Origin of the sequence: Kitasatospora sp. HUAS MG31 (assembly GCF_040571325.1) — a bacterium.
Lineage (GTDB): Bacteria > Actinomycetota > Actinomycetes > Streptomycetales > Streptomycetaceae > Kitasatospora > Kitasatospora camelliae.
Genome location: NZ_CP159872.1, coordinates 3529632 through 3541268, shown reverse-complemented (window position 1 = coordinate 3541268; position 11637 = coordinate 3529632). Strand labels below are relative to the sequence as shown.

Sequence of the window (11637 nt, the reverse complement as noted above, 5' to 3'; positions counted from 1 at the left end):
GTACCCTCGTGGGTGCGGCCCTCTCCCTCCTGCCCGCCGCCGGTCCGTGGGTCCGCCCCCGCCGAAGGCAGGGGAGAGGCCCGGCAGGACGCAGACGAGTAGAGACAGGAAGTACAGCCATGGCCGGCAACAGCCAGCGCAGGAACCGCCGCAACCCCGGATCGAAGAAGGGCGCGAGTGTCGGTACCGGCGGCCACAGCCGGAAGGCGCTCCAGGGCAAGGGCCCGACGCCGCCCGGCGCGGAGCGCAAGGGCCACCCCAAGCAGCGCGCCGCCAACGCCGCTCTCAAGCGCGAGCGTGACGCCAAGTCCCGCGCCGGCATGCGCAAGGCCGGGGCGGGCCGCGGCGGGCGCGGCGGCGCCGGCGCGGCCGAGCTGGTGGTCGGCCGCAATTCGGTGGTCGAGGCGATCCAGGGCGGCGTGCCGGCCAACACGCTGTACGTCCAGCAGTTCATCGACACCGACGACCGCGTCCGCGACGCCTTCCAGCTGGCCAACGAGCGCGGCATCGCGCTGATGGAGGCCCCGCGCGCGCAGCTCGACCAGATGACCGGCGGGCTCAACCACCAGGGCCTGGTGCTCCAGGTCCCGCCGTACGAGTACGCCCACCCGGACGACCTGCTGGTCGAGGCCTCCGACGCCGGCCAGGACGCGCTGATCATGGCGCTGGACGGGGTCACCGACTCGCGCAACCTCGGCGCCGTGGTCCGTTCCGCCGCCGCGTTCGGCGCGCACGGCGTGGTCATCCCCGAGCGGCGCGCGGCCGGCATGACCGCCGGCGCCTGGAAGACCTCCTCCGGCGCCGCCGCCCGGCTGCCCGTGGCCCGGGCCACCAACCTGACCCGCGCCCTGGAGTCGTACCAGAAGGCCGGTCTGATGGTGGTCGGCCTGGCCGCCGACGGCGAGGCCGAGATCGGCGACCTGGACCTGCTCGCCGGCCCGGTGGTCATCGTGGCCGGCTCCGAGGGCAAGGGCCTGTCCCGCCTGGTCGCCGAGACCTGTGACATCCGGGTGCGGATCCCGATGCCGGGTCAGACCGAGTCGCTGAACGCCGGCGTCGCGGCGGGCATCGTGCTCTACGAGGCCGCCCGGCTGCGCGCCAAGCGCTGACCGGCCGGGACGACGGCGGCCCTCCCGGTCGGGCGGTGTGTCGACCGGTTGTGCACCGCTGTGTACCGCTTCCTGGGATGAACCGATCGGGTCCTGCCGGACCCGATCGGTTTTCTCATGATCACTTCAAATCCGCGCCAGGAATCCACCCGGGAGAGTGTCCTAAGGGCCCGTCACCCGGTTAGAGGGGTGTGGACACCAGAACACCTCGGCGCCCCGTCCAGGGCGGCCCGGCGGGGATAGACTCCGGCCCCGGCCTCAACACGGTCAAGGTGCCGTCCGACCCGGCGAAGCTCAGCAGCACCCAGGCCAGCTTCCGGATCAGGCTGGGCGCCCCCGTGGCGCCGATGCTCGACGCCCCCGGCGCCGCCTTCGGCGACCCGTACGGCATCCAGGGCTTCGGCGGCCGGTCCGTCACCCCGCAGGTCGTGGTCCCCGCCTCCGCCATGCCGGCGCTGGTCGGCGTGGGCGGCGGCGCGCTCGGGGCCGGCCTCGCGGGCGCAGGACCGGCGGTCCGGGGCGCGGCGGCGGCCGGCGGCCCGGGCACCGGCCCGTCCGGCGCGACCGGCAGCACGGCGGCCCCGCGGCGCAAGCCCCGGGTGGTCAGCTGGAACGGCCAGGCAGCCCCCGGCGACCTCGCCGCCACCAGCCTGCTGGAGGCCGTCCGGCTCAACACCGTGCCGGCCCCCGCCGGCAGCCCGATCGACGACACCCAGCCGCTCCACGCGGTGCCCCGGCAGTCCGGCTCGCCCGAGACCACCCCGTACCCCGTCCCGGGCCGTCACCCCGACCAGCGCCCGCGCGCCGGCGGCACCGTGCTCACCACGGACGACCCCGGCCCGCGCTGGGAGCCCACCGGCGAGCTGCCCGAGGTGTCCGCCACCGGCGACTCCCGGCACGCCTACCCCGGCCGCCGGGTCGACCTCGGCCTGGTGCTGCTCCCGCTCCGGGTGCTGCTCGGCTCGCTGTCGGTCTACGCCGGGTTCAGCAAGCTCTGCGACCCGGTGTACTTCGACGGCGGCGACCGCGGCTCGATGATGCGCTGGCTGTCCTCGCTGCACCCGTGGCCGGTCGCCCAGCCGCTGCTCGACTTCGCGATGGCCCACCCGGTGGGGTCCGGGCTGCTCGTGGCGTTCACCGAGATCGTGGTCGGCGTGCTCTCCATCCTCGGCCTCTGGCAGCGGGTGGCATCGGGGCTGGCGATGGCGCTCTCGGCGGCGCTGCTCTTCACCGTCAGCTGGCGGGCCGTGCCGGTGTACGACGCCCCCGACCTGATCTTCCTGGCGGCCTGGAGCCCGCTGCTGATCGCCGGCGCGCCGTTCGGCTCGCTGGACGGGCGGATCGCCCTGGAGGCCTGGCGGCGGCTCGGTTCCCAGGACCCGGGCGCCGTCCGCCGGCGGGTGCTCCGCCGCCGGACCGTGGTCACCGCCGTGGTGGTCGGCCTCACCCTGCTGGTCGGCTCGATGCTCGGCGCGGCCGTCCGCACCGGCCGGACCCAGCCCGAGCCGACCCGGACGCCCACCGACTTCGGCTCCCCGATGTGGCCGGGCAACGGCCCCTCGCCGAGCCCGAGCGTCGCCCCCTCGAAGGCGCCCAGCAAGGCGCCGTCCACCGCGCCGGCCTCCCCGTCGCCGTCCCCCAGCAAGAGCGGCAAGGCGCCCGCCTCCTCGAAGCCCACCTCCGGCTCCACCGGCCACCCGCCGGCGGGCGGCTCGGCCGGCGGCACCGGGACGGGCGGCACCGGGCAGACCGGCGGGTCCACGCCTCGGTCCACGCCCAGCGGTGGGTCGCTGATCGGCGGCGTGCTGGGCAGCGGGGCGCCGCTGCTGGAGCTCGGCATGCCCCGGACGGCCACCGGCCCGGCGGTCTGACGCCCGGGTACACGTCGGAGCCCCCTCCACCCGCGGGTGGAGGGGGCTCCGACGTACGTGTCCGGTGTCGTTCCGGGTTCGTGTCGTTCCGTGCGCGTCGGCGGTCGCGGGTGCGGGCTGCTCCGTGGTGTGAGCTATTCCGTGGTGCGGGCTATGCCGAGGCGCGACCGGAGACCGCGGCGAGCTCCTTGGCGGCCTCGGTGAGGTCCTTGGCGGTGTCGATCGCCCGCCAGTAGCAGCCCTGGGGGAGCTGGTAGCCCGCCAGCTTCTTGCTGCGCGCCAGTTGCGGGAAGGTGGTCCGCTCGTGGTCACCGACGTCCGGCAGCAGCTCCTGGAAGGCAGGGCTGAAGACGTACAGCCCGGCGTTGATGAGGAACGGCGAGGGCGGGGCCTCGATGAAGTCCAGCACGTTGCCGAACTGGTCGGTCTCCACGGCCCCCCACGGGATCCGCGGCCGGGCCAGCGCCAGCGTGGCGACGGCGTCCCGCTCGTGGTGGAAGGCGGCCATCTCGCGGAGGCTGAACCGGGTCCAGATGTCGCCGTTGGTCGCGTACCAGGGCTGGTCCGGCCGCGGCAGCGAACGGGAGGCGAACTTCAGCCCGCCGCCCCGCCCGAGCGGCTCGGTCTCCACCACCGTCCGGACGTTCAGCGGCAGGTCGGCCTTGTCCAGCCAGTCCTGCAGGACCTCGGCGAGGTGCCCGCAGGAGATCACCGCGTCCGTCACACCCTCCGAGGCCAGCCACGCCAACTGATGGCCCACGATCGGGATCCCGGTCCCGGGAATCTCCACCAGCGGCTTCGGACGGTCGTCGGTGTACGGGCGGAGCCGCGAACCCTGGCCGCCGGCCAGGATCACGGCCTGGGTCACGGCGGGGGAAGCGGTGCCGGGGCGAGGGGAGTCAGCGGTCATAGCGGACACAATAGGGTCCGCGCGCCGCGGACCCCATCCCCGGAGCCGCCGCGCGCGGACCTTCGTCCAACCGACCCCGGTGCGGCGGGTGCCGCCGACGGAGCCGGGCCGGCCGGCCGGTTCAGCCCACCACGCCCGAGGCGAACGACCCGTCGCATACCGGACGCGCGAAGGAACGGGCCCGCTGCAGGTCGCCCTGGTACTTCTTCACCGCGGCCCGGCCGAGTTCGGCGGCCAGCGAGGTGCAGTACGGCGTCAGCGAGGGCTTCTCCCGCATGGTGCGCTCCAGCAGGTCGAGCGCGCTGCCGGGGTTGTGGGAGCGGAGCTCCTCCATCATGTCGACCCGGAGCGCCTCCTGCGGGGCCAGGCCCTGGGTGCTGGGGGCGGTCGAGGTGCGTCCGATGGTGCCGTCGCCGCTGGACGCCGCGACCACCTGCTGGTCCAGCCCGGTCGGCGGGGCCCACGGGACGCGGGTGACGGCGAGCGTCCCGGTGGTCACCAGGATCACCGGGAGGGTAAAGGCAATGGTCTGGCCGATGCGGCGAACGAGCTGCTTCACGCGACAGAAGCGTAGCGGTGGGTGTCGGCTACGGCGCTCTCCGTTACACCAACGAGTGAGCGGTGTCCTGTTTCGTTCCGCCGTCATGTTGACGCGCGCCGCCGTTCGGGTGACCGTCCGGGCCGCTGTTCGCCTGGTCGTTCGGGTCGTGGTGCGGGCGGTTCCGGGAACGCGCGTGCCCCCGCCGGACGGATCCGGCGGGGGCACGGCGGGAGATCAGCGAGGGACCGGCGGGCGGTTCCTGCGGATCACTCAGCTGCTCAGGCGCTCGCCCGTGCTGGAGGAGAAGACGTGCGGCTCGCCGCCGGCCGGGACCACGTGGATGGTCTCGCCCTTCTGCGGGACCTGGCGGCCGTGCACGCGCACGACGATGTCCTTGTCCTCGCCGCTGATCTTGGTGGTGCCGTAGACGAAGCCGTCGGCGCCGAGCTCCTCGACCACGTTCACGGTGACCGCGACGCCCTCGATGCCGCCGGACGGGACGATCTCGAAGTGCTCCGGGCGGATGCCGACCGTGACGGTCTTGTCGCTGCCGGCGCCGGTCAGGTCCTCGCGGGAGATGTTGATGACCGAGCCGCCGAACTTCACGCCGCCGTCGACCAGCGGCACCTCGACCAGGTTCATCGCGGGCGAGCCGATGAAGCCGGCCACGAAGAGGTTCGCCGGGCGGTCGTACATGTTGCGCGGGGTGTCGACCTGCTGCAGCAGACCGTCCTTGAGCACCGCGACGCGGTCGCCCATGGTCATGGCCTCGGTCTGGTCGTGGGTGACGTAGACCGTGGTGATGCCCAGGCGGCGCTGGAGCGAGGCGATCTGGGTGCGGGTGGAGACGCGGAGCTTGGCGTCCAGGTTGGACAGCGGCTCGTCCATCAGGAAGACCTGCGGCTGGCGGACGATCGCCCGGCCCATCGCGACACGCTGGCGCTGACCGCCGGAGAGCGCCTTCGGCTTGCGGTCCAGGTAGTCGGTGAGGTCGAGGATCTTCGCGGCCTCCTCGACCTTGGTGCGGATCTCGGCCTTGTTGACGCCCGCGATCTTGAGCGCGAAGCCCATGTTCTCCGCGACGGTCATGTGCGGGTACAGCGCGTAGTTCTGGAACACCATGGCGATGTCCCGGTCCTTCGGCGGGAGGTGGGTGACGTCGCGGTCGCCGATGCGGATGGCACCGCCGTTCACGTCCTCCAGGCCGGCCAGCATGCGGAGGCTGGTGGACTTGCCGCAGCCGGACGGGCCGACCAGCACGAGGAACTCGCCGTCCTCGATGTGCAGGTCCAGCGCGTCGACGGAGGGCTTGGTGGCACCCGGGTACACGCGGGTCGCCTTGTCGTACGTGACAGAGGCCATGGTGATTCGCTCCTTCACCGGCAGGAACGTGCCGGACGATCCGAGTAAAGGGGTTGGATTGTTGAGCCCGCCGGCCCGCCCCTCCGCTGGTCTGAACCACTGGGAGGTGAGCCGACGTCCAGGCGACGGTACCCGTACGTTCATCCGCTTGTCAGCCCCCGCCGGTGGCCGAATTCGGCATCAGTCCGGTCACAACCGGGACACTCCGCCCAAACCCCCCGCAACCGCCCCGCCGACCCGCGCACCCCCTTTAACCACCGGCATCGCCCCCGCCCGCCCCGGTACACTGCCCCATGGTGCCGCCGTGGTCCGCCGCGGACGGCTACCGCGCCTCCTTAGCTCAGCTGGCCAGAGCACCGCTCTTGTAAAGCGGGGGTCGTCGGTTCGAACCCGACAGGGGGCTCAGCACCAGGAACGCGAAAAGGGCCAGCTCACGAGGGTGATCCTCGGAGACTGGCCCTTCGTCGTTGCCGGGGTGGCGAGCCCGGTCAGTCCGGCCGTGCCGCAGGCGTGCCACAAGCGAGCGGCGGGTCTCTGCCCTTGTCGCCGGGCGTTCTACCGGCGGCTCTCTGCTCGCGCGCGGAACTGGCGGGCGTGGTCCGCGGCCTTGGCGAGCCCGATCGTGCCGTCGCCGTCGGCGATGGTCACGTAGGTGTTCCCGTCCAGCCACGCACAGGTGGTCGCGGTGAACAGGTGGTTGCCGAACGAGTCCGTCGATTCGGTCTTCGTGATGGTCACCTTGCACTTCATGACGCCGCCCAGCGGCCCGGGGTCAGCGTCCTTGACCTCGCCATGGGTCACCTTCATGCCCGGCACGTCCACCGAGCCGTCATTCATGTCGGCCAGCGCCTCGGCGCGGTCCTTCTCGGAGAACGGGACGTCGCTCTCGACCGCGATGACCTCCACGTGGTTCTCCCCGAACTGGCCGCTCTTGTACGTGGTCGCGACGACGCGCAGGTGCGGGTCGTCCTGCGCCATGGCCTCGGCCCGCTGCCGCATCACCGCGGCCCCGGGGGCGTTGTCGTCGCGCTTCATCCCGAGGAAGGTGTCGGGCAGGTGGAGGCGACCCATCGTGGCGTTCCCCGCACCCGGCGCCTGCTCGCCCGAACCCGCCCCGGCGGCTGCCCCCGCGCCGTCCGCCGCCGGTGCGGCCGCACCTCTGGCCGGAGCCGTGGCGGGTTGTGCGGTGCCCCCCGGCCTCGTCACGGCGAACGCCGTACCGGCCAGGACGATCGCGCCGACGACCCCCAGCGCGATCCACAACCCGGTACGGGAGGGCCGGGCCGGCGCCGGCTGGTTCCACCCGGCCGCCGGCGGTCCGTACGCGTGCGGAGGTGGACCGTAGGCGGGCGGGAGCGGGGGTGGTGGCGGGACGGCCCCGTTGGGCGCCTGTGCGGGTAACCCGGATGGCTGCTCGTGCATCTGCGAACTCCTGGACGTCGAGTGACGATGCGGTGGAGGATCGGTGGGCCTGGAAGGAATATGCCCCAGCCTTGGGTCCCCGCGCCCAGTTCGGACGATCACTGTTTCCGATCTGCAGCAAGCGCCGCCGCCGCGCTCCTGATCGACGGTCACCGGCAGTTGCACGCCGTCGAGATGTTCATCCCGACACTCCGGGGGGCGCCTTCGTCAGGACCAGCGGGTCGGCGGCGGTACCGCCGTCGATCACGCTGTACCGCAGGGTGCCGTCCGGAAGGAGCTCCAGCTCCCGCTGTCCGGCGGTGCTGCATTCCATGCCCTTGGACTCGATCAGCCGCGAGGTGAAGCGCAGCTTGGTGGTGGACGCGGAGGTCAGCGTCCATGCCGCGTCGCAGTGGCCGTCCGCGGTGATCAGATAGCCCTCGGCGGCGTTCGGGTCGTTGACCCGGGTGTTGTGGACGGTGACGGTGAGCGCCTTCGTGCGGCCCACCTTCGCTCCCCAGATGCCGATGAAGGCGGACCGGTCGCCGTTCGCCGCCGGGTCTCCGGACGGCGACTTCGACGCGGGCGGCGCCGACGCGCGGTCGGTCGCCTCGTCGCTGCCCGAGGTGGCCGAGACCGGTGGGACGGCTCCGGCCGAGGTGGTGCGCTTGGTGTCCGGGGTGCCGCCGGCCCCGTTGAGCCGGGTGATGCCGTAGCCGACCGCGGCCGCCGCTAACAGCGTCCCGACCGTGATCCCCGCGCTCAGCCGACCGCGCCGACCGCGCCGGCCGGGCACTGGTGGCGGGCCTGGCGGGGCCGGCGGGCCGTAGGGCAGTGGTTCGGCGGGGCCGTAGGCGCCCGGCGCCGGCGGCCCGAACCCCGGCGGCGGGGGAGGAGTGGTGACGGTGTGGTGGGTCTGGTGGCCGGAGAGCGGGGCGGGGGTGGGGCGGTGCCCTCCGGTGCGCTCGCGGCCGGACTGCCGCTGGGCTGGATCGTCGGAGCGGCGCTGCTCGCCGGCATCGGGGCCGCCGTCTGCGAGACGCTGTACACCACCTCGACCCAGCAGCACGTCCCGGCGGAGGCGCTGGCCCGGGTCAGCGCGTTCACCACGCTCGGCGCCTTCGTCCTGGGCCCGCTCGGGCTGGCCCTGGCCGGACCGGTGGCCGAACAGGGCGGCGCCTCCCGGGTGCTCGGCTACGGCGCGCTGTGGCAGGTCGCCGCCTGCGCCGCGGTGCTGGCGCTCCCCTCGGTACGCCGCCTCGGCCGGCCGGCCCCCGGGGTGCGGGATGCCGACCGGCCGAGGGCCGGGCAGGAGGTGCCACCCGAGGTGCACCGAGGGGTGCACCAGGAGGTGCACCAGGAGGCGAGCTGAGCAGCGCGCTCAGCCGCTCAGATCCCGAGGGCCGTCCGGATCTGCTCGGCGACCGCCCGAGCGGTGGTGTCGTTGGACCCGCCGACCAGGAGGTTGTGGGTGCAGGCGAAGGCCAGTCCGCTCTCCGGGTCGGCGAAGGCGACACTGCCGCCGCTGCCGTTGTGGCCGAAGGCCGTCGGCCGGGTGCCGCTCTCCGGCAGGGCGAGGAAGTACCCGAGGCCCTTGGCGATGGGCGAGACGAACATCCGGTCCGGCTCGCCGGTGGCCAGGGCCGAGACCTGGGCGACCCGCTCGGGCGGGAGCAGCCGGACGCCGTCCACCTCGCCGATCAGGGCGGCGTACATCCGGGCCACCGCCCGGGCGCTCATCGTCCCGCCGGCCGGTACGTGGGCGCGGAGGTAGTCGGGACGGTTGCCGAGCGTGGCGGTGGGCCAGATGTCGCGGTTCGGGACGGCGAGGAAGAACGGCCAGCTGGCCGGGATGGACTCCAGCAGCGCCTCCCAGTTGCCCTCGACCAGGGTGGCGACCCGCGGTGCGGCCTCGTCCGGGATGCCGAAGAACAGCGAGTCCTCGACGCCCAGCGGCTTGCCGATCTCCTCCCGCAGCACCTCGGCCACCGTCCGTCCGGAGGCGCGGCGGACGATCTCGCCGATGATCCAGCCGAAGGTCCAGCCGTGGTAGCCGGTGGCGGTGCCGGGCTCCCAGAGCGGCGCGGTGTCGGCGATCACCGCACACATCCGGTCCCAGTCGGCGATGTCGGCCAGCGAGGTCGAGGCCGGCAGCTGCGGAATCCCGGCGGTGTGGGTCAGCGCGTGCCGGACGGTCACCCGCTCCTTGCCCTGCGCGGCGAACTCCGGCCAGTACGCGGCGATCGGCGCGTCGTAGTCGACCAGGCCGCGCTCGGCGACCAGGTGCAGCACGGTCGCGGTGACCCCCTTGCCGGTGGAGAAGCTGTGGAACAGCGTGTCCCCGTCCACCGGGCGGCCCGACGCAGGATCGGCCACCCCGGCCCAGGCGTCCACCACCGGCTCCCCGTGCAGGTAGGCGGCGACCTGCACCCCGACCTCGGCGCCCGACTCGACCGCCCGGTCGATCGTCCGCTGGACCTGATCCTGCAGATCGGTCGCGCCGGTGGCGCCGGTCCCGCCGGGCGTACCAGTCGCACTGGCCGCACCGGTCACACGGGTCACACGGGTCACATCCGTCATCGCGAGCCCCCTCGTCCGAACGCCGCTCCTGAGCACTGTTCAAGTTGAGCAGTGTTCAAGATAGGCTGACGGCCACTCAGGAGTCAACGTCCACCCCCGGAGGGTCCGATGCCGACGCGACGCACCGATGTCATCGACGCCGCGATGAACCTGCTCGACGAGGCGGGTCTGGACGAGCTCTCCACCCGCCGCCTCGCCGAGCGGCTCGGCGTACGGGTCGGCGCCCTCTACTGGCACCTCAAGGACAAGGACGAACTGCTGGCCGAACTCGCCGACCGCATCGTCGGCGAGTGCCTCGCGGCGGCCGACGGTGAACGGGGAAACGGTGCGGCAGCCGTTGAGGGCGGGGATCGGACCGAAAGCGGCATCGAACGGCTGGCGGCGACCGCGCGGGCGCTGCGCCGGGCGATGCTCGGGCACCGGGACGGCGCCCGGCTGGTGGCGGGCCACGCCGTCCCCGGGCCGAACAGCCTGCTCCTCGCCGACCGCATGATCCGCACCGCCCGGGAGGCCGGGGTCCCACTGCCGCTGGCCGCGTACGCCACGGACACCCTGATCAGCTATGTGACCGGGTTCGTGCTCCAGGAACAGCGGATCGCCGACCGGACGGCCCGCGAGCCCGAGCCCGGACCGGCGCCGGCCCTCGACCCCGCCCGGCTCGCAGGGCTGCCGGACCTCGCCGAGATGCTGGCCGACGGTCCGCCCGACGACGAGACGGCGTTCACGGCGGGCCTCGGGCTGATCACGGCGGGACTACGGCGAACGACCTCGGCGGGGGAGTGACGGCCTCGGGCGGGGAAGCAGTGGGGCGGCGGACCGGCCCGGCCGGTCGTACGGTGGACGGCGGGGGCCCACGGAAGGAGGCCGCGATGCCCGGTTCTGTCACCATCGGCCACACCGACGCCCTGGTCATGCTCAGCCACGACGACGCCCGGCGTCTCGCGGCGGTGCTGCGCGAGATGTCCGGCCTGCTGGCCGACGCCGGCCCGGACCGGCTCACCGACGCGCAGGTCACCGCACTGTGCGAGGGCAAGCCCCGGCACCGGGACGAGTTCACCGAGTGGTCCCAGCGGCTCGCCGAGTACCTGAAGGCGCACCTGTAGCGCCCGCTGGAGCCGCGCCGCCGACCGTCCCCACGAACGGTTCCGGAGCGGTGGCCGCGCGAGGCGGAAGGACGTTCCACGGGGCGGAAGGACGCACCGCGGGACGCCCTCCGGTTCGTGCGGTCCCCGCGTACCCGGGTGGGCCGTTCGGACTTCGGCGTGTCCGGCCCCGGAGTAGGTTGGCCGGTATGGAGATCTCCTGGGTGGCCGTCGAGACGCCGCTCCCCAGCGGCCGGATGCACTTCGGCGTGACCCCGCGCGGCGTGGCGGTGGCCACGTACGCGGGCGAGTCGATCGCCGGGCTGCCGGTCGGCGTCCCGGCCTGCCCGGACCAGCGCAAGACCTCCCTGGTGACCTCCCGGCTGGCGGAGTTCTTCGCCGGCGAGCGCAAGGAGGTGGACCTCCCGCTCGACTGGAGCCTCGCCACCGGCCCGCACCGGACGGTCCTCCAGCGGCTGCTCGCCGACGTGCCGTACGGCGCCACCATCACCTACGGCGAACTCGCCACCCGCAGCGGGGTGTTCGAGGAGGTCACCGAACCGGGACTGGCGGCGCGGACGGTCGGCCAGATGATGGGCGCCAATCCGCTAGCGCTGCTCGTCCCCTGCCACCGGGTGGTGGCGGCGGACGGGCTCGGCGGGTTCGGCGGCGGGCCCCACGGGCTGGAGATCAAGCGCTGGCTGCTCACCCTGGAGGGCGTGCTGCCGCCGACCCTCGACTGGAACGGGCCGACCGGCTGAACCGGACGGCCCGTCGCCCG

The 11637-nt window shown here is 73.7% G+C and carries 13 protein-coding genes and 1 tRNA gene; 8 read left to right on the top strand and 6 right to left on the bottom strand.

Going from position 1 to position 11637, the window contains the following annotated elements; genetic code table 11:
- Positions 1-119: 119 nt before the first annotated feature.
- A complete protein-coding gene (gene rlmB, locus ABWK59_RS15900; RefSeq protein WP_354641240.1) occupies positions 120-1109 on the top strand; it encodes a 23S rRNA (guanosine(2251)-2'-O)-methyltransferase RlmB in 990 nt (329 codons plus the stop codon).
- Between the two features lie 191 nt (positions 1110-1300).
- Positions 1301-2980 (top strand): DoxX family membrane protein, encoded by a 1680-nt coding sequence (locus tag ABWK59_RS15895; protein ID WP_354641239.1) that lies wholly within the window; start codon positions 1301-1303, stop codon positions 2978-2980.
- A gap of 151 nt (positions 2981-3131) precedes the next feature.
- On the opposite strand, the gene ABWK59_RS15890 is transcribed toward ABWK59_RS15895, so the two are convergent.
- The 3 genes from ABWK59_RS15890 to ABWK59_RS15880 form a co-directional block, all read right to left on the bottom strand.
- On the bottom strand, positions 3132-3890 hold the full coding sequence (locus tag ABWK59_RS15890) for a nucleotidyltransferase family protein (RefSeq protein ID WP_354641238.1): 759 nt from the start codon (positions 3888-3890) through the stop codon (positions 3132-3134).
- A gap of 121 nt (positions 3891-4011) precedes the next feature.
- Positions 4012-4449, bottom strand: coding sequence for a hypothetical protein (locus ABWK59_RS15885; protein WP_354641237.1), 438 nt, complete (start codon positions 4447-4449; stop codon positions 4012-4014).
- A 252-nt stretch (positions 4450-4701) separates the two neighbouring features.
- Positions 4702-5793 (bottom strand): ABC transporter ATP-binding protein, encoded by a 1092-nt coding sequence (locus ABWK59_RS15880; protein ID WP_354641236.1) that lies wholly within the window; start codon positions 5791-5793, stop codon positions 4702-4704.
- Positions 5794-6122: 329 nt separating this feature from the next.
- Between ABWK59_RS15880 and ABWK59_RS15875 the strand changes: the two genes are divergently transcribed.
- Positions 6123-6196, top strand: a tRNA-Thr gene (locus ABWK59_RS15875).
- Between the two features lie 152 nt (positions 6197-6348).
- Here ABWK59_RS15875 and ABWK59_RS15870 read toward each other — a convergent pair.
- Complete coding sequence (locus tag ABWK59_RS15870; RefSeq protein ID WP_354641235.1) at positions 6349-7215, bottom strand: hypothetical protein; 867 nt, start codon at positions 7213-7215, stop codon at positions 6349-6351.
- Positions 7216-7393: 178 nt separating this feature from the next.
- The gene (locus ABWK59_RS15865; RefSeq protein ID WP_354641234.1) at positions 7394-7702 is read right to left on the bottom strand and encodes a hypothetical protein; all 309 of its coding nucleotides are present in this window, start codon (positions 7700-7702) and stop codon (positions 7394-7396) included.
- A gap of 13 nt (positions 7703-7715) precedes the next feature.
- On the opposite strand from ABWK59_RS15865, the gene ABWK59_RS15860 reads away from it, so the two are divergent.
- On the top strand, positions 7716-7910 hold the full coding sequence (locus tag ABWK59_RS15860) for a hypothetical protein (protein ID WP_354641232.1): 195 nt from the start codon (positions 7716-7718) through the stop codon (positions 7908-7910).
- Between the two features lie 191 nt (positions 7911-8101).
- The gene (locus tag ABWK59_RS15855) at positions 8102-8566 is read left to right on the top strand and encodes a hypothetical protein (RefSeq protein ID WP_354641231.1); all 465 of its coding nucleotides are present in this window, start codon (positions 8102-8104) and stop codon (positions 8564-8566) included.
- A gap of 17 nt (positions 8567-8583) precedes the next feature.
- Here the strand turns inward: ABWK59_RS15855 and ABWK59_RS15850 are convergent, their stop codons facing one another.
- Positions 8584-9756, bottom strand: coding sequence for a serine hydrolase domain-containing protein (locus ABWK59_RS15850; protein ID WP_354641230.1), 1173 nt, complete (start codon positions 9754-9756; stop codon positions 8584-8586).
- Between the two features lie 126 nt (positions 9757-9882).
- On the opposite strand from ABWK59_RS15850, the gene ABWK59_RS15845 reads away from it, so the two are divergent.
- The 3 genes from ABWK59_RS15845 to ABWK59_RS15835 all read left to right on the top strand — a co-directional run bounded on the left by ABWK59_RS15845 (position 9883) and on the right by ABWK59_RS15835 (position 11617).
- Positions 9883-10557, top strand: a complete 675-nt coding sequence (locus ABWK59_RS15845; protein WP_354641229.1) for a TetR/AcrR family transcriptional regulator — start codon at positions 9883-9885, stop codon at positions 10555-10557.
- Between the two features lie 86 nt (positions 10558-10643).
- Positions 10644-10877 (top strand): hypothetical protein, encoded by a 234-nt coding sequence (locus tag ABWK59_RS15840; protein ID WP_354641228.1) that lies wholly within the window; start codon positions 10644-10646, stop codon positions 10875-10877.
- Positions 10878-11065: 188 nt separating this feature from the next.
- Positions 11066-11617, top strand: coding sequence for a methylated-DNA--[protein]-cysteine S-methyltransferase (locus ABWK59_RS15835; RefSeq protein ID WP_354641227.1), 552 nt, complete (start codon positions 11066-11068; stop codon positions 11615-11617).
- Positions 11618-11637 lie beyond the last annotated feature (20 nt).

Coding starts and splice junctions, on each gene's coding strand:
- ABWK59_RS15880 (WP_354641236.1), bottom strand. CDS start 5,793: ATGGCCTCTGTCACGTACGACAAGGCGACCCGCGTGTACCCGGGTGCC.
- ABWK59_RS15870 (WP_354641235.1), bottom strand. CDS start 7,215: ATGCACGAGCAGCCATCCGGGTTACCCGCACAGGCGCCCAACGGGGCC.
- rlmB (WP_354641240.1), top strand. CDS start 120: ATGGCCGGCAACAGCCAGCGCAGGAACCGCCGCAACCCCGGATCGAAG.
- ABWK59_RS15835 (WP_354641227.1), top strand. CDS start 11,066: ATGGAGATCTCCTGGGTGGCCGTCGAGACGCCGCTCCCCAGCGGCCGG.
- ABWK59_RS15840 (WP_354641228.1), top strand. CDS start 10,644: ATGCCCGGTTCTGTCACCATCGGCCACACCGACGCCCTGGTCATGCTC.
- ABWK59_RS15860 (WP_354641232.1), top strand. CDS start 7,716: ATGCCGATGAAGGCGGACCGGTCGCCGTTCGCCGCCGGGTCTCCGGAC.
- ABWK59_RS15845 (WP_354641229.1), top strand. CDS start 9,883: ATGCCGACGCGACGCACCGATGTCATCGACGCCGCGATGAACCTGCTC.
- ABWK59_RS15890 (WP_354641238.1), bottom strand. CDS start 3,890: ATGACCGCTGACTCCCCTCGCCCCGGCACCGCTTCCCCCGCCGTGACC.